At 39.0% G+C, this 23,582-nt stretch carries 28 protein-coding genes and 1 other annotated feature; of the genes, 21 read left to right on the forward strand and 7 right to left on the reverse strand.

The features are described 5' to 3' along the window. Window positions 1–78: 78 nt before the first annotated feature. The 7 genes from A374_RS14595 (at window position 79) to A374_RS14625 (ending at window position 3,959) form a co-directional block, all read left to right on the forward strand. Window positions 79–843 (forward strand): alpha/beta fold hydrolase, encoded by a 765-nt coding sequence (locus A374_RS14595; protein WP_007203001.1) that lies wholly within the window; start codon window positions 79–81, stop codon window positions 841–843. Window positions 844–858: 15 nt separating this feature from the next. Further along, window positions 859–2,133, forward strand: a complete 1,275-nt coding sequence (locus A374_RS14600; RefSeq protein WP_007203002.1) for a molybdopterin molybdotransferase MoeA — start codon at window positions 859–861, stop codon at window positions 2,131–2,133. After that, entirely contained in the window at window positions 2,109–2,612 is a 504-nt protein-coding gene (gene mobB / locus A374_RS14605; RefSeq protein WP_007203003.1) for a molybdopterin-guanine dinucleotide biosynthesis protein B, read from the forward strand. Before A374_RS14600 ends, mobB begins: the two co-directional genes overlap by 25 nt. After that, complete coding sequence (locus A374_RS14610) at window positions 2,609–3,058, forward strand: molybdenum cofactor biosynthesis protein MoaE (RefSeq protein WP_007203004.1); 450 nt, start codon at window positions 2,609–2,611, stop codon at window positions 3,056–3,058. Before mobB ends, A374_RS14610 begins: the two co-directional genes overlap by 4 nt. After that, window positions 3,055–3,291: a molybdopterin converting factor subunit 1 gene (moaD, locus tag A374_RS14615; protein ID WP_007203005.1), complete on the forward strand. Its 237-nt coding sequence runs from the start codon at window positions 3,055–3,057 to the stop codon at window positions 3,289–3,291. Before A374_RS14610 ends, moaD begins: the two co-directional genes overlap by 4 nt. A 57-nt stretch (window positions 3,292–3,348) precedes the next feature. After that, the gene (locus A374_RS14620; protein ID WP_007203006.1) at window positions 3,349–3,711 is read left to right on the forward strand and encodes a hypothetical protein; all 363 of its coding nucleotides are present in this window, start codon (window positions 3,349–3,351) and stop codon (window positions 3,709–3,711) included. Between the two features lie 68 nt (window positions 3,712–3,779). Then, window positions 3,780–3,959, forward strand: coding sequence for a YjzC family protein (locus tag A374_RS14625; protein WP_007203007.1), 180 nt, complete (start codon window positions 3,780–3,782; stop codon window positions 3,957–3,959). 52 nt (window positions 3,960–4,011) lie between these two features. Here A374_RS14625 and A374_RS14630 read toward each other — a convergent pair whose 3' ends face one another. Beyond that, window positions 4,012–4,194: a YjzD family protein gene (locus A374_RS14630; RefSeq protein WP_007203008.1), complete on the reverse strand. Its 183-nt coding sequence runs from the start codon at window positions 4,192–4,194 to the stop codon at window positions 4,012–4,014. 166 nt (window positions 4,195–4,360) lie between these two features. Between A374_RS14630 and A374_RS14635 the strand changes: the two genes are divergently transcribed. The 3 genes from A374_RS14635 (at window position 4,361) to A374_RS14645 (ending at window position 6,295) form a co-directional block, all read left to right on the forward strand. Beyond that, complete coding sequence (locus A374_RS14635; protein WP_007203009.1) at window positions 4,361–5,092, forward strand: hypothetical protein; 732 nt, start codon at window positions 4,361–4,363, stop codon at window positions 5,090–5,092. A gap of 93 nt (window positions 5,093–5,185) precedes the next feature. Then, window positions 5,186–6,049 (forward strand): NAD-dependent epimerase/dehydratase family protein, encoded by an 864-nt coding sequence (locus tag A374_RS14640; RefSeq protein ID WP_007203010.1) that lies wholly within the window; start codon window positions 5,186–5,188, stop codon window positions 6,047–6,049. A 69-nt stretch (window positions 6,050–6,118) separates the two neighbouring features. Next, a complete protein-coding gene (locus tag A374_RS14645; RefSeq protein ID WP_007203011.1) occupies window positions 6,119–6,295 on the forward strand; it encodes a ComZ family protein in 177 nt (58 codons plus the stop codon). A gap of 36 nt (window positions 6,296–6,331) precedes the next feature. On the opposite strand, the gene A374_RS14650 is transcribed toward A374_RS14645, so the two are convergent. Beyond that, on the reverse strand, window positions 6,332–6,637 hold the full coding sequence (locus tag A374_RS14650; protein ID WP_007203012.1) for a YppG family protein: 306 nt from the start codon (window positions 6,635–6,637) through the stop codon (window positions 6,332–6,334). Between the two features lie 202 nt (window positions 6,638–6,839). Here A374_RS14650 and A374_RS14655 point away from each other — a divergent pair, with 202 nt between their 5' ends. The 3 genes from A374_RS14655 (at window position 6,840) to A374_RS14665 (ending at window position 10,308) form a co-directional block, all read left to right on the forward strand. Further along, window positions 6,840–7,772 carry a beta-ketoacyl-ACP synthase III gene (locus A374_RS14655; RefSeq protein ID WP_007203013.1) on the forward strand — a complete coding sequence of 311 codons (933 nt, stop codon included), beginning with the start codon at window positions 6,840–6,842 and terminating at the stop codon, window positions 7,770–7,772. A 36-nt stretch (window positions 7,773–7,808) separates the two neighbouring features. After that, window positions 7,809–9,047 carry a beta-ketoacyl-ACP synthase II gene (gene fabF / locus A374_RS14660; protein ID WP_007203014.1) on the forward strand — a complete coding sequence of 413 codons (1,239 nt, stop codon included), beginning with the start codon at window positions 7,809–7,811 and terminating at the stop codon, window positions 9,045–9,047. Between the two features lie 517 nt (window positions 9,048–9,564). Continuing rightward, window positions 9,565–10,308: a YjbA family protein gene (locus A374_RS14665; RefSeq protein WP_007203015.1), complete on the forward strand. Its 744-nt coding sequence runs from the start codon at window positions 9,565–9,567 to the stop codon at window positions 10,306–10,308. A gap of 44 nt (window positions 10,309–10,352) precedes the next feature. On the opposite strand, the gene trpS is transcribed toward A374_RS14665, so the two are convergent. Both trpS and A374_RS19600 read right to left on the reverse strand, forming a co-directional pair. Further along, the gene (trpS, locus tag A374_RS14670; RefSeq protein WP_007203016.1) at window positions 10,353–11,342 is read right to left on the reverse strand and encodes a tryptophan--tRNA ligase; all 990 of its coding nucleotides are present in this window, start codon (window positions 11,340–11,342) and stop codon (window positions 10,353–10,355) included. 65 nt (window positions 11,343–11,407) lie between these two features. Further along, window positions 11,408–11,646, reverse strand: a binding site (T-box leader). A gap of 25 nt (window positions 11,647–11,671) precedes the next feature. After that, entirely contained in the window at window positions 11,672–12,040 is a 369-nt protein-coding gene (locus A374_RS19600; RefSeq protein ID WP_007203017.1) for a DUF3899 domain-containing protein, read from the reverse strand. A gap of 428 nt (window positions 12,041–12,468) precedes the next feature. Between A374_RS19600 and A374_RS14680 the strand changes: the two genes are divergently transcribed. The 6 genes from A374_RS14680 to A374_RS14705 all read left to right on the forward strand — a co-directional run bounded on the left by A374_RS14680 (window position 12,469) and on the right by A374_RS14705 (window position 19,224). Next, entirely contained in the window at window positions 12,469–14,133 is a 1,665-nt protein-coding gene (locus tag A374_RS14680) for a peptide ABC transporter substrate-binding protein (protein WP_007203018.1), read from the forward strand. Window positions 14,134–14,307: 174 nt separating this feature from the next. Continuing rightward, on the forward strand, window positions 14,308–15,237 hold the full coding sequence (opp3b, locus tag A374_RS14685) for an oligopeptide ABC transporter permease (protein WP_007203019.1): 930 nt from the start codon (window positions 14,308–14,310) through the stop codon (window positions 15,235–15,237). Continuing rightward, window positions 15,237–16,256, forward strand: coding sequence for an oligopeptide ABC transporter permease (opp3C, locus tag A374_RS14690; RefSeq protein ID WP_007203020.1), 1,020 nt, complete (start codon window positions 15,237–15,239; stop codon window positions 16,254–16,256). The genes opp3b and opp3C overlap by 1 nt, the downstream gene beginning before the upstream one ends. Before the next feature lie 11 nt (window positions 16,257–16,267). Continuing rightward, window positions 16,268–17,287: an ABC transporter ATP-binding protein gene (locus A374_RS14695; RefSeq protein WP_007203021.1), complete on the forward strand. Its 1,020-nt coding sequence runs from the start codon at window positions 16,268–16,270 to the stop codon at window positions 17,285–17,287. Beyond that, the gene (locus A374_RS14700) at window positions 17,287–18,288 is read left to right on the forward strand and encodes an ABC transporter ATP-binding protein (RefSeq protein WP_007203022.1); all 1,002 of its coding nucleotides are present in this window, start codon (window positions 17,287–17,289) and stop codon (window positions 18,286–18,288) included. Before A374_RS14695 ends, A374_RS14700 begins: the two co-directional genes overlap by 1 nt. An 84-nt stretch (window positions 18,289–18,372) precedes the next feature. Beyond that, window positions 18,373–19,224 (forward strand): DegV family protein, encoded by an 852-nt coding sequence (locus A374_RS14705; protein WP_007203023.1) that lies wholly within the window; start codon window positions 18,373–18,375, stop codon window positions 19,222–19,224. 34 nt (window positions 19,225–19,258) lie between these two features. Here A374_RS14705 and A374_RS14710 read toward each other — a convergent pair whose 3' ends face one another. From A374_RS14710 to A374_RS14720, 3 genes are all read right to left on the reverse strand, one after another. Next, a complete protein-coding gene (locus A374_RS14710) occupies window positions 19,259–19,795 on the reverse strand; it encodes an HD domain-containing protein (protein ID WP_007203024.1) in 537 nt (178 codons plus the stop codon). 152 nt (window positions 19,796–19,947) lie between these two features. Then, the gene (locus tag A374_RS14715; RefSeq protein ID WP_007203025.1) at window positions 19,948–21,705 is read right to left on the reverse strand and encodes a UbiD family decarboxylase; all 1,758 of its coding nucleotides are present in this window, start codon (window positions 21,703–21,705) and stop codon (window positions 19,948–19,950) included. A gap of 68 nt (window positions 21,706–21,773) precedes the next feature. Then, a complete protein-coding gene (locus A374_RS14720) occupies window positions 21,774–21,959 on the reverse strand; it encodes a hypothetical protein (protein ID WP_007203026.1) in 186 nt (61 codons plus the stop codon). A gap of 131 nt (window positions 21,960–22,090) precedes the next feature. Between A374_RS14720 and A374_RS14725 the strand changes: the two genes are divergently transcribed. After that, window positions 22,091–22,735: a GNAT family N-acetyltransferase gene (locus tag A374_RS14725; protein WP_007203027.1), complete on the forward strand. Its 645-nt coding sequence runs from the start codon at window positions 22,091–22,093 to the stop codon at window positions 22,733–22,735. 333 nt (window positions 22,736–23,068) lie between these two features. Then, window positions 23,069–23,464, forward strand: a complete 396-nt coding sequence (gene spxA / locus A374_RS14730) for a transcriptional regulator SpxA (RefSeq protein ID WP_007203028.1) — start codon at window positions 23,069–23,071, stop codon at window positions 23,462–23,464. Window positions 23,465–23,582: the final 118 nt, after the last annotated feature.

The following is a 23,582-nucleotide window of genomic DNA, read 5'->3' on the forward strand; positions in this document are numbered from 1 at the left end:
AAAAAAGACGTTATTCATCGGAAAATAACGAAGAACTTGTTATGATAGAACAAAAAGCATTAGAAAAGGTGTGTTTTCATGATTGTCATTGAACCGAAAGAAATCTCTTCCATACCTGTCTTACAAGTGGTCCAACAGAGTCAGCAAGAGGCGCCATTGCCTCTCATTATTTTTATACATGGATTTACAAGTGCTAAGGAACATAACCTTCACTTTGCGTTTTCTCTTGCTCAAAAAGGATATCGTGTTCTTCTCCCAGATATGCTTCATCACGGGGAGCGCATGGAATCTCTAAAAGAAAATGAGCGCGTCTATTCTTTTTGGGAGATTGTACTACAAGGGATTGCAGACGTTCAAACGCTTGTTGATCATTTACAAAGCCAACACCTTATAAAAGAGCAGCGAATTGGACTGGCAGGGACTTCAATGGGGGCGATTATAACCTTTGGCGCATTAGCTCACTATGATTACATAAAAGCGGCCGTAACATTGATGGGAACACCCGCTTATGAAGCGTTTACAAAAGGGCAGTTAGAGAAAATGAAACAACAAGAAGGATCTTTCCCACTTTCACCATCTGTTATTCAACATGTATTGAAAAGCATTGCTCCCTATGATGTTACGCAACAACTAGAGCAATTTAAAGAAATTCCTTTGCTTATTTGGCATAGTAAAGTAGATCCGGTCGTGCCTTATAGCCAAAGTCGTTCCTTTTATAAGGAGATTGAAAAGCAGTATCGTAATAAAAATCAATTGCGCTATATGAGTGATGAAACGTCTGGTCATAAAGTTTCGCGTGAAGCCTATTTAGAAGCTGTCGCTTGGTTTAATCAATATTTATAGGAGGAGTTTTAGGCTATGTCTGTTCAAAAACGTCAAATTATGCAAGTGGATGAAGCGATCACAAAGCTTTTAGAAGTGCCTTTACATGGAACGGTTGAGATCATTTCTCTCGAAGATAGCGACGGTCGATATCTTGCGGAAGATCTAATAGCGCCCCATGCTGTTCCTCCTTTTGATCGTTCTCCCTACGATGGGTTTGCTTTAGCTTCACAAGATACAAAGACGGCCAGTCATAAAGAGCCAGTAATGTTTCAAGTGATTGATCATATTGGCGCTGGGGCTGTCTCACAGCGGGTGATTTCAGAAAAAGAAGCCATACGTATTATGACCGGTGCACAGTTACCACGCGGTGCGGATGCAGTTGTCATGTTAGAAGTGGTGAAGGAACATGGTGTGGATGCTTTTGAACTGTCGCGACAAATAAATAAAGGGGAAAATGTATCCTATAAAGGAGAAGATACGAAAAAAGGGGAGATCATCTTAACAAAAGGTACAAGGATTCATCCAGGGGTCATCGCGTTATTGGCTACTTTTGGGTATAGTGAAATTCCGGTCTTTAAACGCCCGCTTGTTGGTATCTTAGCTACTGGAACAGAGTTATTAGATATTCGTGAACCACTGCAACCAGGAAAAATTCGTAACAGCAATGCCTATATGATTGCGGCCCAACTGCGTAAACTTGGAGCGCATCCTGTTATGTTAGGTACGCTTTCAGATGATTACGATCACACCTTTCTCGGAATCCAAAATGCTTTAAAAACGGTCGATCTTTTAATTACGACTGGTGGCGTTTCTGTCGGTGATTTTGATCATTTACCTCGCGTGTATGAAGAATTAGGTGCGACTCTGTTATTTAATAAAATTGCCATGCGTCCTGGTAGTGTTACATCTGCTGCACGTTTTCAAGACAAAATGTTATTTGGCTTATCAGGGAATCCGTCAGCATGTTTCGTTGGTTGTGAATTGTTTGTACGTCCGTATATAGTATCGTCATTTCATGCCCGAAAGCCACATCTTACCATGATGAAGGCTACGTTAGGTGCTGATTTCCTAAAAGCAAACCCTTTTACACGATTTGTTAGAGGAACAGTTACGATGAATGATTCTGACATACAGGCGGTACCGGCAGGTCTCGACAAGTCAGGCTCTGTTTCATCGCTTGCTCTTGCTAATGCCTTCATCGTTTTACGAGGAGGAACAAGGGGCTGGAAGAAAGGAGATGCTGTTTATGTGTTGCTACTCGATGGAGAAGGAAGTGAATGGCCATGGACAGTGCTCTTATCCAAGTAGTTGGTTATAAAGATAGCGGTAAAACAACGGTTATTAGCTCTTTATTACAAGCGGTAACGCAAAAAGGGTATACATGTGGCACAATTAAACATCATGGTCATGGAACAGTATCCTTTCATGATGAAGGACGAGATACGTTTCATCATCGCGAAGCAGGAGCAATCATTTCTACTATTGAAGGTGGGGGTAAGACCGAAGTTTGTGTGAACAAGTCATTAACGCTTGCTGAGATGTTACATATGTATACAGCGCTGTCGCTTGACGTTATTTTTATTGAAGGATATAAAAAGAATGTGTACCCTCGTATTGTAATAATTAAAACAGAAGAGGATTGGTCGTTGCTGTCATCACAGACCATCGCCGTACTCTATTGGTCACTTGATGTATGTAAAGAGACGCATATCCCATGTTTTCACATTGATGATCAAGCCTCTTATAGTAAGCACGTGATTACGTATTTAAGGAGTATTTCCACATGAATCCATTTGCTATTACAACGTTACCGCTTAATGTTGAAGCGTTAATTTCATACGTTAGTTCACCACAAGCGGGAGCAATTAATACATTTATCGGTACAGTAAGAGAACTGACCGGCGAAAAGAAAACCATTTATTTGAAATATGAAGCATATGTGCCGATGGCTGAAAAACAGTTAAAAAAAATTGGTACAGAAGTTCAAGAAAAATGGCCGGGAACACGAATCGCCATTCACCATCGAATTGGATCTTTAGCCATATCTGATATTGCCGTTGTCATTGCCGTTTCAACACCGCATCGAGCGGCCTCTTTTGAGGCATGTCGATATGCTATTGAACGAATTAAAGAAATCGTCCCAATCTGGAAAAAAGAACATTGGGAAGATGGAACTTTTTGGGTTGGGAATCAACAAGAAACTATTTCCTATGAGAAAGGAGAGCCGAAATGATATCAATCTTATTATTTGCCCAGCTTCAAGAAGAGGCGGGTTGTTCTGAAGTCGAGATTGAAGCAGATGCAGTATCGATTGCTGACATAAAAACGTTGTTGCAAACAAAATATGGTATAGGCTCTTTATTAGAGTCTTGTTTTGTAGCAGTAAATGAAGAGTATGTTGAAGATACGGTCGTTGTAAAAAACGGTGATACGGTTGCCTTCCTCCCTCCAGTGAGTGGCGGATAATCTTTGTGAACACTTTACAAATGGGTGAATACCATGAAGTAGTAAAGGAGGTGCCCCATGTATCAACAACATGAACAACAGCCTTACTATCAACAAGGGTATCAACAAAATCCTCAAACGTTGAAGAAAATGCATAAACATTGCCGCAAATTTCTTCAACAATATGTGACGGTAATGCTTTCTGATGGCAGTAGTTATAATGGATTTATTGAATTTACGGATGGTCAAAATTTATATTTTGCTGCTCCCATCGTTCAAGAGGGGCAGAACAGCGAGCAGGAATACCGGAATGAGGATTATGAGTTCCCTTATTATGGATTTGTGCAACCAGTTAACACATATGAGATTGAGCGCTTTATTTTACCACTTACGATGGTTGCTAATGTATCACCTATTGGTGGAGGACAGTCTACCTATTGAACCGGTCAATTATGGCTGGTTTTTTTCTTGTTTTTTTGGAGATAGTAGGATAACAAGGAGGGGTAAACATGGGTCAAAATCATCAATTTAAACAAGGACAAAAAGCGCCGAATAACGGAATTTACGTAGAGATCGGTGAAACAGGCAGCATGGTTAATGATCCCCAGCAAGTAACACTTAAAGCTGGTGATGTATTTCCTCAAAATACGAACCATAATCGCGTATGGATGCCAAAGAGAAAACCATAAATGCTATAAAGAAAAGCCCTCACAAAGATGAGGGCTTTTCTTTATAGCATCCTTATTCTACAGCGTCAGACTTGTTCGGAATCGCAAAGCTAAGAATGAAAATGAAAACAGCAAATACTACGCCGAAAATACTTGCTTGTTTAAAGTCAAATGTACCGCCTTGCATCGAAGATAATACGTAAAATGCCATATTGCTAAGCAATAATGACCAAATTAATGTCCAAATATAGCGCACTCGTTTCACCTCATTTTATAAAAGAGATTCTCTGTAGTAATTTTACCAAAAAAACGACCGTTTGTCTTTATCTGTTTTAGAAATGTACGTTTTATAGGCAAGCGTGTTAACGAAAAGGAGTGAAATAACATAGAATAAGGAAGAACGGTACAGATGAGGGAGAAATGTGGGGATTAACGAGCGATTTTTTTGTTTAGATGGGCAATGGAATGTTATTCATTTGCCAGAGCGTCCCAATGGTTTTGGCATCATGTTGTTTGGTGATCGTAATCATTATGTTGATGAAACGTGTAGTTTGTGGAAACAGCATAAAGAGCGTCATGCGTTAATTACAGCGCTTATAAATGAAGGTTATACCGTTTTTTATTCTCATTTGTACGGGAAACATTGGGGAAGTAAGCAGGCTGTTATGTTAGCTAAACGAGTATACCGTTATGTTATGAAGTTTGAAATTCTAAATCCAAACATTCACATGTTGGCTGAAGGGATGGGAGCGCTAGCTGCGCTTGGCTTCATAGAAGAAATGCCAACATTTACTCGCTCTGCTGTGTTTCTCAATCCGTGTGTAAACATAGGAGAATATTTATTACAGGAAAAACAAAATCAATTATTTCATAAGCGAATCAGAAAAGAAATTGGTCAGGCCTATCAATTAAAGGATGTGGACGTGGAAGCCAATTTTACAAAGCCACTTACGTTGAATCATCCTGTTCCACTGCATATTTTTCATGAAGTGGCAGGAACAACCTTCCCTTTCTCTTTGCATAGTCGGCCTTTTGAACAGCAAGCATTGCAAAAGGGACTACCGGTCTCTCTTTCTTTACAAATGCCGAAAGAACATTGGGTAGGCGCACCTTTGCTTATCTCATTTTATAAATTATACGAAAAAAACCTGTAATGAAAGGGATTACAGGTTTTTTCATATCAAGAAAATGAATACTCTTTCGTTCTGAAAATACGATATAAAGAGAGAGAAGAACGGGGGATGAGAATGAATCGCGTACTTGTAACAGGAGCTGCTGGGTTTATTGGAGCGAAGCTATGCACGAGGCTTGTTGAAGAAGATGTTGATGTGATTGGCATAGATTCTGCATCGTGTCTAGATGCGCTAGACTTTATTGGACGTAATGCTAATTTTCAATTAATTAATGAGCCCATTGAGGAAGTGGACTTAACAAAAATAGTAAAAGATAGAGATACAATTTTTCATTTAGCATGTTCAACCTCACATAATGAAGCTTGGGGAAACATTGAGCAACACGTAAAACGACATATACATCGATTAAAACAATTAACACATTCGATGGAACGTAACAAAAGTAAATTGATTCATGTATCGAGTTATGAAGTCTATGGTCGAAAAACAGGAACGGTTAGTGAGGCATCCTCAGCAAATCCACAATCGTTATATGGTCTCGTAAAACTAACGGAGGAAAATTTCATTAAAGCAACAGCGGCGGATGATCCTTTATCTTATATGATTTTACGAATGCCGATTGTCTACGGACCAGGTCAGAGCATAGAAAGTTTGGGAACTGAGGATTGTGTTTCTTCTATTGAAAGACAATCAAGTTGTCAAGATGCGTTATACATTGATGATGCTGTAAAGGCATTACTGATTTCTGGAGCATCAAGAGAAAGGGAAGGCATTTATAATATTGGAAGTGGAAGAGAAGGCGAGTGGCAAAAAGGGTTAAAGTTTTTAGCTGTAAAAAATGAACCTAGTTCTGTCATGAAAACGCGCGTACTAGCTGATAAGGCGAGAGAAGAATTAGGCTTTCAACAAGAGGTTGCAATAGAAGAAGGCTTAAAGAAACAAAAAGATGCACGGCAAAAGAGACGTAAAAAGAAATAAAAGGAGAATTCATTGCTCTCCCTCTCATTAATTCGTATAATGAAACGAGAAAATACATGAGGTGAGAACATGGACCAAGAACGTAATATGAAGCTTATGCAAATTGCTATGAAGCATTTACCAGAAGGAAAAGCATTACTTGAGAACAAAGGGATTGAGTTATCGTTGGATGATTTACAGCCAATGCTCGCTCTTTTAATGAATGTCATGAATGATGCCTATGAACTTGGAAAGAAAGAGCAATAATGAACGAAAGAAAGGGCCCCAGTTGGCGGCCCTTTCTTATTTCTTTTTAAATAAATCAAGTAGTGGAGAAAACTGTTGGGCGATTTTCATTGTTTGATCAACGAGGCCCATTACCTTATTATAGTCGATTGAACCATCATTTCCTCGAAACGAGCTAAGCAGGGGATTGGGTCGTTGGAACGGTTGGCGCACAGACATAGGAATAAACGGTTGCTCCTCCTCTATAACGTTTCCATTTCGCATAAAGTTCTGCGGTGATGGAGGGAAGTGTGGATAAGGTGGTTGAGGGGGAGCGGGTATTCGTGATCGAACAGGAATGCGTGGTGTATAGCGTCGATTCAAAAAAAGCCCTCCTTATATTTGAACTAAAGAAGATGCTGCTTCGTAACAAATTATGCACCACTATCGGCGAACGTACCTTGTCTAATAAACGGTGGTGCTGGACAAAAAAGTGCTTTTCATTTAAAATTAGTACCAGGTCTTAAATATTGATACTAACGTTTTTATCGTAAGTTAACTAATAATAAATTAAAGGGGTAATGACATGAATGCTGGCATAATAGGTTTAGGTGCTTATGTCCCTGAAAAAGTATTAAGTAATCACGATTTAGAGAAAATGGTAGATACGAGTGATGAGTGGATTCGTACACGCACAGGGATTGAAGAGCGTCGTATTGCAGGTGACGATGTAAATACATCACACATGTCTGAAGGTGCAGCGCGTGAAGCGTTAGAGAATGCTGGAATTACGGCAGAAGAGCTTGATCTTATTCTCGTTGCGACTGTTACACCAGATCGTCCATTTCCTTCCGTTGCTTGTTTAATTCAAGAGCGTTTAGGAGCAAAAAATGCAGTTGCAATGGATATTAGTGCAGCTTGCGCAGGTTTTATGTATGGCATGGTAATGGCGAAGCATTTTATAGAAGCGGGTACGTATCGCAACGTACTTGTCATTGGTGCTGAAAAGCTTTCAAGAATTACAGATTGGGAAGATCGCAATACAGCTGTTTTATTTGGTGACGGAGCAGGAGCGGCAATTCTTTCTAAAGTATCTGAAGGTCGAGGAATCTTATCCTTTGAATTAGGATCAGACGGAACAGGTGCTAAACATTTATATCAAGATCAATACATTTATATGAACGGGCGCGAAGTTTTTAAATTTGCCGTTCGTCAAATGGGTGAATCTTCTATGAATGTTGTGGAGAAAGCAGGTTTAACGAAAGACGATGTTGACTTTCTTGTGCCTCATCAAGCGAATATTCGCATTATGGAAGCTGCACGTCAACGATTGGACCTTCCGCAAGAAAAAATGGCAGTCACTGTTAAAAAGTATGGTAATACAAGTTCAGCAAGTATTCCAATGGCAATTGCTGATGCCTTGAAAAATGGTAAGATTAAAGATGATGATTTACTCGTTCTAGTAGGCTTTGGTGGCGGATTAACATGGGGAGCTGTTGCTCTTCGCTGGGGACGATAATCGTAGAATTATTCTTTAAAGGAGCGTTGAATTTCGATGAAAAGAAGAGTCGTAATTACGGGATTAGGTATGATTTCTCCATTAGGAAATAGCGTTGGTGAAACATGGAGCAATATTAAAGAAGGAAAATCTGGAGTAGGTCCCTTGACACTTCGGGATGCTGATAAATTTCCTGTCAAAGTTGCTGCAGAAGCAACAACGTTTAATCCAGAGGATTTTGTAGAGAAAAAAGAAGCAAGAAAAATGGATCGTTTCACACAATTTGCGGTAGCCGCTTCTAAAATGGCTGTAGAAGATGCAAAGCTCGATATTACAGAAGAAATCGCGCCGCGTGTTGGGGTTTGGATTGGCTCTGGAATTGGTGGGATGGGTACGTATGAAGAACAGTTCCGTACGTTTGAGAAAAAAGGGTATCGCCGAGTAAGCCCATTTTTCGTTCCAATGATGATTCCGGATATGGCAGCCGGACAAGTATCGATTATTCTTGGAGCAAAAGGCATGAACTCTTGTACGGTGACGGCTTGTGCTTCTGGTGCCAACTCAATTGGTGACGCTTTTAAAGTAATCCAGCGTGGTGATGCGGATGCGATGATTTGTGGTGGAGCGGAAGCGCCAATCACAGATATGGCGATCGCAGGCTTCTGTCAAGCGGGTGCTTTGTCTTATGATGAAAACCCTGCAACGGCTAGTCGTCCATTTGATGCAAATCGTACCGGCTTTGTTATTGGAGAAGGTTCAGGAATTCTTATCCTTGAAGATTTGGAATTTGCGAAAAAACGCGGCGCAAAAATTTATGCTGAAATCGTTGGCTATGCAGGTACAGGCGATGCTTATCACATTACAGCACCAGCTCCAGGGGGAGAAGGTGGTGTGCGTGCGATGAGTCAAGCGATTGCAGACAGCGGCTTACGCCCTGAAGACATTGATTATATTAATGCTCATGGCACAAGCACAGACTATAACGATAAGTTTGAAACAATGGCAATTAAAGAAGTGTTTAAAGAACACGCTCACACAGTTGCAATTAGCTCAACGAAATCAATGACAGGTCATCTGCTTGGTGCTGCTGGTGGAATTGAAGCCATCTTTTCTGTGAAAGCCATTGAGGAAGGCATTATGCCAGCGACAATTAACTATGAAACACCAGATCCAGAATGTGATTTAGATTACATTCCAAACAAAGCGAGAGAAAAAGAAGTGAACGCTGTTTTGAGTAACTCGCTCGGTTTTGGTGGCCATAACGCAACTTTAATTTTCAAGAAATTTAGTGAATAAAAGAAGTTTGATAAACTTAAAATCCCGAAGCATTGTCTCTATAATGGAGTCCATGATTCGGGATTTTTTTTGTTGAAAGAGCTTCTTGGAGTGAATAGACATTGACGCCGGAATTAATTATAGATTCAGCCGTGAGGTAAACTTTAAGGGAGTTAAATACTCTATCGTAGAATAACCTGTATAGTCACTTCCTTCTTGAATTTGATTGTTTTAAACTTACACTCATCTTTTATGTACTAGCATTGTATTGGTTTTTTGTTTGGCATCATTCGGTCAGGGTATGGGCCCAATTCCATTTTTCATGCAAATGTGTTTGGCAAATCAGTAAATGTAGGATAGCGTCTTTTCATTTTACTACCATCGTGTTTTATTTCCAAAGTATGATTCAAAACGAACAAGTTATGCGATAACTATTTTTTTAAAAGAGTTTTCATGATTTTCTTGCTTCGAAAAGAATAAAGAAGACAACCTATGACTATACTGTTTTTAACTAAAACGGTAAGGCAGGGGTTGCGAAATGTTATATTTAAGAGATGTATGGGTGAACTGGTTTGAAGGGGAAGAAAACGGATATAATGTCTGTGAATTTCATGAGTGGCGAAAAGATGATTTTATTGAGCTGCTCGATCAGGTACCAATCGTCAGAGTGAATTCCGCACTTCTTCATTACATGGAAAACGAATTAAGTGATTTGCCCGACTCATTATTAGAAGAAGTTCATCAAAAAGCGTATGTTCGTAAAAACAATCAACGTGTGCAATTAGATTATTGTTTCATAGCTACGGATTATAAAAATGCCATCGTCATTGATACGATGGGATATCGCATGCCTATTCGCAAAAGTCGTCTCATTCCGAGACAAGAGCAGCTTGTGTTTGAAATGGCGGAGCAAATGGAAACAGGAACGTATTATTTTAAAAGAGAAAAAGAAAAAGAACATCATATTCTCTCTCCATCTCCTGATGTCATGAGAGGTCTTACCCGCAAAGAACGCCAACTGAAGCAATTACTGTTTATGGTATTAGATCAACTTCATACAACACAAAATGTTGCCGAAGTTCGTTATTGGTTAACGGAATGGTTACCGGATCGTTACGAAGATATCCAGCATATGGCCTTTGAAGAAGCGTGGTCAGGTCTTTTTCAAGAATTAAGAGAAGGCTGGAGTACACAACATTATACGATTTGTGAACGACTCGTAAAAGGTCAGCCATATTTCGAGAAAATATGGGAGCTAGAAAACGGAACGCATGTAAATTAAAAAAACGATGAGAAACTTACGGTTTCTCATCGTTTTTTTGCTCATTAGAGACGTTTGCGTGCAAGACCCATTGCACGTTCTACTTTATTCAACATTTTATTGGCAACTCTATTGGCTCTGCTTGCTCCTTCATCAAGAATGCTATCAAGCTCATCAGAACTCATTAATTCTTTATACTTTGCTTGTATGGGAGATAATAAGTCGATAATTGCTTGAGCGACACCTTCTTTAAAGTCACCATAGCCAGCGCCTTCATATTTCTTTTCAAGCGCTTCAATTGTCTCATTGCTACACAATGAATGAATTGTTAGCAAATTTGAAATTCCAGGTTTGTTTTCTTTATTGTATTTGACGACGCCTTCTGAATCAGTTGTTGCGCGCTTTACTTTTTTCATAATGGTTGCTGGCTCATCGAGAATAGAAATGAGTGCATTCTTGTTTTCATCTGATTTGCTCATTTTTTTCGTAGGATCAGCAAGTGACATAATGCGAGCACCGATTTTTGGAATGCGTGGTTCTGGAATCGTAAAGATTTCACGATACTTCTTATTAAAACGTAACGCTAAGTCTCGTGTTAGCTCAATATGCTGCTTTTGATCCTCTCCGACAGGAACATAGTTCGTTCCATATAACAAAATATCAGCAGCCATGAGTGGTGGATACGTTAATAAACCGGCAGAGACGGCTTCTTTTCCGCTTGATTTATCTTTAAATTGTGTCATACGCTCCAGTTCACCGATGTACGCATTGCATTGTAAGATCCATCCTAATTGCGCGTGTGCCGGTACTTCTGATTGGATAAAGATTGTAGACTTCGTAGGATCAATGCCAGCTGCAATATACAAAGCCGCTAAACTACGGCTATTGCTCTTCAAAGCCACAGGATCTTGTGGTACAGTCACGGCGTGCTGATTGACAACACAAAAGTAGCAGTGACTTTCTTCTTGATAATGAACAAAATGCGCTAGCGCGCCTAAATAATTTCCAAGCGTAATTGTTCCGCTCGGTTGAATACCTGAAAACGTAACAGACATATTCGTCATCTCCTAAAATGAAATTTTTTCTATACAAAAAAGGCCCATTCATTCCTTCTAAATCTAGAAGGGACGAATGGACCGCGGTGCCACCCTTATTATTCTACTTGTACATAGAATCGCTTTACCCGTACTTCATACGGTGTCCAAAGTATCGTGCGGACAAGCACGCCTGTTCCTACTGTAGTTAATGTTCAGACAGGAGCTCCAAAGCCCATTCCATGAAAGTTTGTTACTTGCTTTCACCACCCGCAAGCTCTCTAAAAACATTCTAACATGTACTATTCTTTATCATCGCTAACTATATGTTTCAAAAAATTATACCGTTTTTATAAGAAGAAAGCAATTATCATTGTAACAATAACTAAAAAAAGACCAGAGGCAATAAATGACGTTACAACGTATGCTGGAATCCGTTGTGATAATGAAAAATGAGAGTCGTCCATTACTTCAGATTGGTAGAGAGAACGCTTGGATAACATGCGCCAAAATTTCTTAAAAGATCGTGTAAATACATCGAAAAAGCCCCCTTTAACAACGTATAACATGAGCCCTATTAATAAAATGGCGAGTGAAACCATGAATACCGTATTATAAAAATGTAAAAGGTTAAAGGATCGATCGATGATCAGTTGCAGAATAAGTGATAGTACAATTGTTCCACTAGTTATAGCAGCTGTTAATGTAAACCGGGACATGCTCATATCGTCTCCAATCAATGGTGAAATAAAAAAGTCTCTGTTACACAATAGTGTACCATGTTTACGGTTCCCTCGAACATTACTTTCTTCCCATCTCCTTCAAAATTAATAAAAAGCAGTGTGATATGACAGTGGAAAGGCGTAAAATTTCCCGGTTGAAAAGAGGTAAGAAAGACATAGAAAACCTCCTTGTTTTTGTAAAATAATAACAAATGTTAAGAGGAGGGCTTAGAAGTGTTAATAGGTATTTGTACCTATTTTATGTCAAGAAAACGTAAATAATATAGGCTTTTTGTAAAAGTCGTAAAAAAAAGTCTATGCATAATTGTAAGAATACTTGTATAATACGGTTGTGGGCAAAATGTCTGATAATTCACGAAGCTTTGTCCAGTTAAAGGTTCTAAAGATAAAGGGGAGGTCATTCTATGAACAAGTCAAAAATGGGTACACTTTTGACAGTAGGGCTTGCAGGAAGTGTAGTACTTTCAGCGTGTAGCAGTGGCAGTAACGGAAGTACAACTAGCGACGGTAACAAAAAAGTCATTAACTTAATAGAAAACCAGGATATTCCGAAATACGATACAGCGAAAGCCGATGATCAAGTATCATTTGAAGTATCAAACAACACACATGAAGGACTTTATACACTAGACAGCAAAGATACTCCAATCCTTGCTGGCGCAGCAAGTGAGCCAGAAGTAAAAGATGGCGGCAAAACATGGGTAATTAAGCTTCGTGATGATGCAAAATGGAGCAACGGTGAGCCTGTTACAGCTAATGACTATGTATTTGGCTGGAGACGCGCAATGGATAAAGATACGAAATCACAGTATAACTTTATGTTCACTGTTGCGAACATTCTAAATGCTGATAAAATTCTTGATCCAAAAGACAAAATGTACAACAAGCTTGACCAACTAGGAATTAAAGCAATAAATGACAAAACGCTTGAAATTAAATTCTCAAAACCGGCTAAATCTTTACCATATTTAAAATCGCTTCTTGCATTCCCAACGTTGTTCCCACAAAACGAAAAGTTTGTTAAAGAAAAAGGCGAAAAATTTGGTTTAGAGCCAGAAAACCAACTTTACAATGGTCCTTACAAAATGACTAAATGGAAGCACGGTGCAGGCTGGACACTTGAGAAAAATGATAAGTATTGGGATAAGAAAAACGTTAAAATTGATCAAATTAACACAATTGTTAACGGTGCAAGTGCAACAAAAATTAACTTGTTTGAAACTGGTAAGTTAGATCGTACAGCTGTACCAGCAGAATATATCGATAAATATAAAACACAAACAGATAAATTTAAAACTATTCCAGAATCAACTGTATTCTTCTTACGTTTTAACCAAACGAAAAACAAAGCGTTAGCAAATAAAAACATTCGCCGTGCAATCGACATGGGCTGGGATAAAAAGCAATTATCTGAAAAAGTCTTAAAAGACGGTTCAGTACCTGCTTACTTCCTAGTACCAACTAAGCTTGCTAAAGGTCCAGACGGAAAAGACTTCCGCGATGATGTTGGAAATCTTAACGTTGGAGACAACAAAAAGGCACAAGACTTCTGGAAAAAAGGTCTAAAAGAAATCGGTAAAGATAAAGTAACTATTGAACTTCTAAATACAGACAGTGACGGTGCAAAGCGTGACTCTCAGTTCTTAAAAGATCAATTAGAACAAAATCTTCCTGGTTTAACAGTGAATATTAAACAAACAACATTTAAGCAAAAACTTGAAATTGAAACAAAAATGGATTACGATATGTCCTACTCTGGTTGGGGTCCTGACTATCCAGATCCAATGACATTCCTTGATATGTTCGTAACAGGCAACCCACATAATGAAATGGGCTACTCTAACAAAAAGTATGATGAAATGATTAAAAAAGCAGTTGCTGAAACTGACGTTAAGAAACGTTGGAAAATCATGCAAGATGCTGAAAAACTTCTCATTACAGATGACGTAGCAGTTGGTGGTATTTATCAACGTTCTACAGGTTGGGTCACAAATCCGAAGCTTACAGGTGTTACAAAACATAACTTCGGTGGCGATTACAGCTACAAATATTGGGATCTTGAAAAATAATAAGCACGACTTTTGAAGCGCTTTACCGGGAGAGTATATGTCAGTAAGCCATATACTCTCCTTTTAACTGCAAAGATTCAAGAAAAATGTCGAACTTTTCAAAAAAACTATTGTGAGGAAAAGATGCAATGTTTAAAATGAAAAGTAGGGTAGGTTACATTTAGGAGGTGCCATATGGTTCGTTTTATCGGTAAGCGTATATTTTACATGCTCATTACATTGTTAGTTATTGCTTCATTTACTTTTTTCCTTATGAAGCTATTACCAGGTACGCCGTTTAACAACGAAGAAAAATTAACGGCAGAGCAAAAAACAATGTTATATCAAAAATATGGTTTAGATAAGCCTGTTCCGGTACAATATTTAAACTATTTAGGCAAGTTAGCAAAAGGTGATTTTGGTGTATCATTCCAACAAGATAATCGTTCGGTAACAACCATTATTACTGAGCGCATCGGACCTTCTGCCGTTCTAGGGATTGAAGCAACGATTGTTGGAACAATTATAGGACTCTTCATGGGAATTATTGCAGCCTTGCGAAGTAATACGTGGATCGATTATTGGACATCAATTGTCGCTGTTTTGGGAATATCCATACCATCGTTTGTTTTTGCAGGGGCACTGCAGTATTTCGTCGGTGTTAAATTACGATGGTTACCAGTTGCTCAATGGGAAGGCCCAGAATATCATGTTCTGCCAACACTTTCGTTAGCAGTATTCGTTGTTGCAACCGTTGCCCGTTTTATGAGAACGGAAATGCTAGAAGTGTTGGGACAAGATTATATTACAACAGCGAAATCTAAAGGAATTGCGAATAGTGTTGTCGTTATGAAGCATACCGTTCGTAACGCCTTAATTCCAGTTGTTACAATTTTAGGACCGTTAGCTGTTAACTTAATTACGGGAACACTTATTATTGAACAAATTTTTGCAGTTCCAGGGTTAGGTTCTCAGTTCGTATCGTCTATTCAACAAAATGACTTTCCTGTCATTATGGGAACAACCATTTTTTATAGTACGGCATTCATTATCGTTATTTTAATTGTTGATATTCTCTACGGAGTGATTGATCCGAGAATTCGAGTAGCGGGAGGTAAGGAATAATGAGCATGCAAGAAAAGAAAATTACAGAAGATTTGTTCCAACCCGCAAACTTAACTTCTGCTGAAGCGGAGCAAATGGCGCAAAAAAGCCGAACATTTTGGCAAGACGCCATGAGTCGCTTGTTTAAAAATAAAGCAGCTGTGGTTGGATTAGCCATCATTGTTTTAATATTTGGTTTTGCGCTTTTAGGACCTCTTTTAAGCTCACATACAGCGACTCATCAAGATACAGCTAAAGCAAATTTACCAGCAAGAATTCCGTTGCTTGAAAAAATACCGTTTCTTGGTTTAGATGGTCATGATACGTTCGGGAACGATAAATATAAAGCAGCTGGTGCAGAAAATGAATATTTCTGGTTTGGAACAGATGTTTTTGGTCGTGATCAATTCGTTCGTGTTTGGGAAGGAACGCGTATTTCCCTTTATATCTCATTTTTAGCGGCAGTAATTGACCTGTTAGTTGGGGTTATATACGGAATGGTTTCTGGTTATAAAGGCGGCGCAGTTGATAATGTTATGCAACGTATTATAGAAGTACTTGTTGGTATTCCACAATTAATTGTCGTCATCCTACTTATTCTCGTTTTAGATCCTGGTGTTATCTCTATTTCAATTGCGATGGTAATTACAGGATGGACGACGATGGCAAGAATTGTTCGTGGTCAAGTAATGAAATTAAAAGGTCAAGAGTTTGTGATGGCTTCAAAAACGTTAGGTGCAAACAGCAAACGCATTCTATTTAAACATATGTTTCCCAATGTATTAGCGTCGATTGTTATTACATCCATGTTTACGATTCCAGCAGCTATCTTTGGAGAAGCATTCCTAAGCTTTATCGGTTTAGGCCTTCAACCGCCAACAGCATCTCTAGGTACGCTTGTAAATGATGGGTTTAAGGGTCTTGAATTAACACCGCACTTAGTGTTATTCCCATCTCTTATTATTTCATTAATTATGATCAGCTTTAATATGTTAGGTGACGGTCTTCGCGACGCACTTGATCCAAAAATGCGCAAATAGGGGGAAAAGAGATGAAAAGAATATTAGATGTAAAAAACTTAAACGTCTCCTTTCATACGTTTGCAGGAGAAGTTAAAGCAGTTCGTGGGGTTAATATTCACCTTGATAAAGGTGAATCCCTTGCGGTCGTTGGAGAATCAGGATCTGGTAAATCAGTAACGTCAAAGGCGATTATGCGTCTTTTACCAGAGAAAACGAGTGAAATTAAAGAAGGTCAAATTTTATTTGAAGGTAAAGATTTGGCACGTCTGTCTAATCGTGAAATGGAAAAGATTCGCGGATCAGAAATTTCAATGATTTTCCAAGATCCAATGACATCTTTAAATCCAACGATGACGATTGGTAAACAAATTATGGAAGGGTTACGTAAACATCAAAATCTTTCCAAACAAGAAGCAAAAGAACGTGCAATTAACTTATTAAAGCTCGTTAATATTCCAAATCCAGAACTTCGTGTGAATGAGTACCCTCACCAATTTTCTGGAGGGATGAGACAGCGTGTTGTGATTGCGATTGCGCTTGCATGTAATCCGAAAGTGCTAATTGCTGATGAACCGACAACAGCACTTGACGTAACGATTCAAGCACAAATTCTTGATCTTATGCGTGATCTTCAGGAAAAAACAGGAACGGCCATCATTCTTATTACGCATGATTTAGGAGTAGTAGCAAACCTTTCTCAACGCGTAGCCGTTATGTACGGTGGAACAATCGTTGAAACAGGAACTACCGATGAAGTTTTCTATAATCCAAAACATCCGTATACGTGGGGCTTGTTAGCATCCATGCCAAAACTTGATGCGAAAGATAAAGAATTATTGGCGATTCCAGGAACGCCACCAAATCTTTTAAAGCCACCAGTTGGTTGTCCATTTGCGGCACGTTGTCCGCATGCGATGCAAGTATGTACAGACCATATGCCGGATGCAACAGAGCTTTCTTCCACACATCAAGCAGCATGTTGGTTACTTGATGAGCGCGCACCAAAAGTGGAACCACCGGAAGCTGCAGTCGTAGGAGGTGCTCGTTAATGTCAGTTGTGGAACGTGAGAAACTGTTAGAAGTAAAAAACCTAAAAAAACATTTTAAAGTGGGTCGTAATGCAGTTTTAAAAGCTGTTGATAATGTTTCCTTTGATATTTATAAAGGAGAGACACTGGGATTAGTAGGAGAGTCTGGTTGTGGGAAATCGACAACTGGTCGCACGATCATTCGATTATATGATGCAACAGATGGTACGGTAAAGTACGATGGTACAGATGTTCATGGTAAAAAATCAACTAGTGAGTTAAAAACGTTTAACCGTAAAATGCAAATGATTTTCCAAGATCCATATGCTTCGCTTAATCCGCGTATGACGATTAAAGATATTATTGCCGAGGGAATAGACATTCACGGTCTTGCAAAGTCTTCGAAAGAACGTGAAGAACGTGTGTATGAGCTTTTAGAAACAGTGGGTCTTAATAAATCACATGCAAGTCGTTATCCACATGAATTTTCTGGTGGACAACGTCAACGTATTGGGATTGCCCGAGCGTTAGCAGTGGATCCGGATTTCATTATTGCCGATGAGCCTATTTCGGCATTGGATGTTTCTATTCAAGCTCAGGTTGTTAACTTAATGATGAAGCTTCAAAAAGAACGTGGACTAACGTATCTTTTTATCGCTCATGACTTGTCAATGGTTAAACATATTTCTGATCGCGTAGGCGTGATGTATCTTGGTAACATGGTTGAGCTAGCAGGTAGTGATGAGCTTTATGAAGAACCACTTCATCCATACACGCAAGCTCTGTTATCTGCTATTCCAGTTCCAGATCCAGAAATTGAACGTAATCGTGAGCGCATTGCGATTAAAGGGGAACTTCCTAGTCCGATTGATCCACCAAGTGGCTGTCGTTTCCGCACACGTTGTCAATTTGCAACGGATGTGTGTGCAAGCACTGCTCCTAAATGGCAAGAAGCACGTGAAGGACATTGGGTAGCTTGTCATATTTATGACAAAGAAGTGAACATGGGGAATAAACAGTAATTTTTAGGCGGTCTTCCGTATGACGGATGATCGCCTTATGTTATGTTAAGATAGTAAGCATCTATGATAAAGCGAGGTACATGAATGAATATCACTTTTGTACTGGATAGCGCAAGCGACTATTGTGTTGAACAATCAACTTGCTCCGTTCCGTTAACCGTCATTCCATTAAACATTGCATTTGGTAACGATCATTATTTAGATAATGTCACCATTACTACAAATGAGTTTTATGAGCGAATGGCCGAAGAAAAAGAATTACCAAAAACGAGCCAACCCTCTCCACAAGCGTTTTATGAATTGTTTACATCCCAAGTGGAAAAAGGGAATGAAGTCATTTATTTTGGTTTAGCCACAAATTTAAGTGGAACGGTACAAAGTGCAACGATTGGCCGTAGTATGTTGTCTGATCAAGATCAACAGCAAGTGTTTATTGTTGACTCTGGAACGGCGTCAGCAGGCATTCAAGTGTTAGTAAGACAAGCTGAGCGACTTGCTTTTGAAGGAATGCGTGCGGAGCAAATTGTTGAAAAGTTAGCTGAAACAAAAAAATCTATTATTGCTTATGTACTATTAGAAACGATTGAAAATGTAAAAAAAGGTGGACGCATTTCTGCTGTTCAAGGTGCTATTGCTGAAATCTTAAATATAAAGCCATTATTAGCTGTGCAAGATGGCATCGTTGAAACAGTAGGAAAGTTCCGTGGCAAGAAAAAAGGTTTAACGCGTTTGAAAGAGCTTTTTCAAGAGTGGAAAGATGACCATCCAGGAAAAGAATTATTTATTATTCATAGCCTACCTTCAAAAAGTGAGGTTATGAAGGAATTTGGGGAATTGTTCTCTTTGGATGCTTTTAAAAATGTATCCTTTACACGATTTGGTAGTACAATTGGAACCTATGCTAGTGAAAATGCAATTGGTTTTATTTTTCACTAAAAATAGCCTAATAAAAAACACTCCGTTGTTTTTATCATACGGAGTGTTTTAAGTTTGCCGCTGCATAGTACGCGTCCACCCATCGGTCCAAATTTTTAATTCGACTACACGCTGTTGAATAATCAAGCTGTCGATAATGATGTAAACCACCTGGCTCTTCATCTGCTTCATCGGCAAGAGCAACAACTTGTTGTAGAGGTAAAAGTTGTAATTGACCTTCTGGTAAGTACGAATCGGTATGCAATAAAATAGCCAAAGCAATTTCTTTTGCATCTCTTGGATCTTCACCTAGTTCAATTAATAGTTTATGGGCACGCTCAGCACCTTTAATCGCATGAATATCGTTTTCTTTATATAAAGCATAATCCCATTTTCCATCGGTGTACCACGTATAATGACCGATATCGTGCAGTAGAGCTGCTTTTGTTGCTAAGTCTGGATTTACGCCATGTTGTTTGGCGAGAGAAAATGCATGATAAGCTGTCGAAATCGCATGCACAACCCCGGATCGATTTAAATATTTTTGTACTAATTCATGTTGAAACAGTTGTGATAACGTTACTTTTCTCATCATTTGAGTCTCCTTTCTGAAAAAATGTATATTGTTATATACTATAGCATCATTTCATTGGGTCTTCAAGTTTTCAGTATAAGATTTTTTTGCCAATATAACAAAAAAAGAGAGAGACGTTCACTTTGGACGTCTCTCTCTTTTCTAGGTTATTAAGCAAAGTACTCTTTCCAACGAGTAGAAACGAGTGTATTAATATCTTCGCGTGTTTCTACGGTTTCGGGATAAAATGGTTTCATCCGTGCATCAATAACGATAGGGCCACTATATTTTATTTTATTTCGAACAATTTCGCTCGTTGCATATAAATCAAATGCTGGATCAAAACGCGTAAAGGTCGTCCATAAAAATTGTGCTTGTGTAGCTGCGATAGAGGCATCGTCGACTAGGAACACAAGTGGCCAATCAGCCAGCTGATTCCCTGCACTATTTACAACATGCATGGCAAAGTCAGGTGCCTCTTCGAAAGAGGGGCCACTTACGCATAAACAACCGCCACAATAGGCTTGTACTTGTCGAATACCATCAATGGTACCACCATCATAGACACGCTTCAATTCACGGATTGGTTCGCCAAGGCCGGTCATAATTGCTTTACTGCCGGTATTGAATTTACGACCGGTATAGTCCAATGTATCCATCGATGTATCATTTAAAATTAATAGATCTCGTTCTGGCATAAAGCGCTCAAGAACAGCTTCTAGCAGTTGGGAAAAATCTTGGAGTTCCACATTTTTATTTGTAACCATGAGAAACTTCGTCAATGTGAGCTGTCCTTCGCCCATAATTCGAAGGGCGTGAGCAAGACCTTCCTTATAATAAGATTCTCGTACAACAGCGCCGGCAAGCGCGTGGAAACCTGTCTCTGCGTAAGTCCAAAGCTTTTGAACACCATTCATGACTACAGGGAATAGTGGGCTCATTAAGCGTTGTAAATATTCGCCGATAAAGTAGTCCTCTTGTTTAGGCTTTCCAACGACAGTCGCTGGATAGATGGCATCATTTCTTTTCCACATCTTATTGACGTTAAAGACAGGAAAATCATGTGCCCATGAATAATAGCCATAATGATCGCCAAATGGACCTTCAGGTTCGCGGACATGGGGCGGTACATAGCCACCAAAGGCAAATTCTGCTTCAGCAATCAATGGATGTGGGTGACCAGGTTGATGCGTTACGGCTAACTTCTCACCCATTAACATGGAGGAGAACATCAATTCAGGCACCGCTTCAGGTAAGGGAGCGATGGCTGAAATAATTAACGCAGGCGGTCCCCCTAAAAACAATGTAACGGGCAGGTTTTTGTTTTGTTGCTCAGCAGCGTAATGATGGAAGCCGCCACCTTTATGAATCTGCCAATGAATGCCCGTTTTTTGTTCTTCTTTAATTTCAATCCGATACATGCCTAGGTTATGTTCGTTGTGATCAGGGTGCTCGGTATAAACGAGTGGCAACGTAACAAAAGGATTACTATCTAAATGCCAGCCAGTTAACGCGGGTAACTGTTTCATGTTAACGTGACTTGTAGCGTATTCAGTAATCGGTGCTTTAGACGGTTTTACCGTTTTTGTCCCAAGCTTTAAGACATCTTTAATCATGCCTTTTTTGTCCCATAGTTTTTTTGGTGATGGTGGAAGAAGATCGTCTATAGAAGCGACAAGTTCTTTTACGAGCGCTTCAGGTTTCGGACCAAAAGCAAGTTCAACTCTTCGTAACGTTCCAAATAAATTGGTAACGACTGGAGTATCACTGCCTTTAACATTCGTAAATAAAAGAGCCGGGCCTTCTTCGTCAATGATACGACGATGAATTTCCGGAATCTCTAAATAAGGATCGGTTTCGGCTGATATTTCAATGATTTCTTTTTCTGCTTGTAACTGTTTCATGAAGGATCGTAAGTTTGTATGCATTGTACACCTCAACTTTAATTACCATTCTTTTTTTCGCAAAAAAACAGCCTCTCGTGTGCAGAAGCTGTTTATCGATCTTTCCGCTTAACATCGGACCAATTAGCACGAAATGCTTTTGTTTGGTCGATATAGGTCGATGAAGCTTTTCTGCCAAACACTTTTAAGGAAAATGTGTGTGTAATAATTCCCATAAAAGCAGTGAGGCCAATCACAAAAAGAGCAAGTAAAATCAGGTCTACGATAAAACCGGTCATTTTCTCTCCCCCTATAGGTGAAAGTCACTTCTCTTCTATTGTATAGAATGTTTGATGCTTTGGAAAGAGGGAATACTAACTTAAACTATTTTCCGACCGTGACCGGAAGTAGAAGAGGAGCGACGAATGAAATGAATTGGTACGAAAAATTAAATGAGTATTTTCCAATAGAAGAAATGAAATCGCAAGAACATATGGAGTTGCTGCTAGAAGATAAAGCGCATATGTACTTTAAAGACGAAGGTCCTCATCATGTTATGATGTACGTGGAGCTTGAAGACTTCATCTTTATTGATTATTTATTTGTCTCAAAAGACGCGCGTGGGCAAGGATTGGGCAAAGCACTACTGGATCAATTGAAACAAAAGAATAAGCCCATTATTCTTGAAGTGGAACCTGTTGATTACGAAGATTCTGATACGAAAAAGCGACAGCGCTTTTATCATCGTGAAGGGTTTCAGCATGCTGCTAAAATTGGTTACAAGCGCCGTTCATTAGCAACGTCCAAAATTAATGAAATGGAAATCTTATATTGGTCACCACAAAAAGAAAGTGAAGAAAGTATTTATGAAAAGATGAAAAAGACGTATAATGAGATACACACGTACAAAGATAAAGAACTGTACGGTGAGACATATGAACACGTTTCCAACGTTTTAACCTTTGAAAAAGAACGCCACGCTAATCACATGCAGGAACCAGCTAGGAGGAGTTTGCATGAAAGCGAAAGGGAAAAAGAAGCAAAAGAAAAGGGAAATGTTGAAAGAGATGCTTAAAAAGAATTTAAGGGGACTTTCACCATTTCAAAAGAAAGGCCCAGCGTCTAACATACAAAAGAAATCAACAGCATAAAACAGTACGAGAATGGATGAAAATTTTTTTCATCCATTTTCTTTTTTTAGGTTTTAAGATGTGGAATACTGGGTACATACCTACTATACTAAAAAAAATCACATACCGTACTATTCTGAACTGTATTTGTATAAGCTTTATTACATTTTTGTGAAGGTCTTTAATGATGAACGAAAATGTAGTATAATAAAAAATATGATTTAATAACTATTTTAAAGTAGGTATAAATCAGAAGTATGGGGAAGGAGAAGATCCATATGGTTACTTTATTTACTTCGCCGAGTTGTACATCCTGCCGCAAGGCTAAAGCATGGCTTAAGGAGAATGATATTCCTTATCAAGAACGGAATATTTTTTCAGAGCCATTAAGCATAGAAGAGGTTAAACAAATTCTCCGCATGACGGAAGATGGAACGGATGAAATTATTTCTACCCGCTCTAAAACGTTTCAAGAGTTAAATTTAAATGTTGAAACGATGCCACTGCAAGACCTCTACCAGCTAATTGCCGATAATCCTGGGTTGCTTCGACGCCCGATTATTATGGATGAAAAACGTCTACAAGTTGGTTACAACGAAGACGAAATTAGACGGTTCTTACCGAGAAAAGTTCGTACGTATCAGCTTCTTGAAGCGCAACGTATGGTTAACTAAAAAAAGCTTCTACAGAGCACATTCTGTAGAAGCTTTTTTCCTATAAAAGGGTACGGTTAAAAAAGGGCAGCAGAATCAACCCTTTTTTATTTCCAACTTTAAGGTTTTATCATAGAAT

This window comes from Fictibacillus macauensis ZFHKF-1 (assembly GCF_000269865.1).
Taxonomy (GTDB): Bacteria; Bacillota; Bacilli; order Bacillales; family Fictibacillaceae; genus Fictibacillus_C; species Fictibacillus_C macauensis.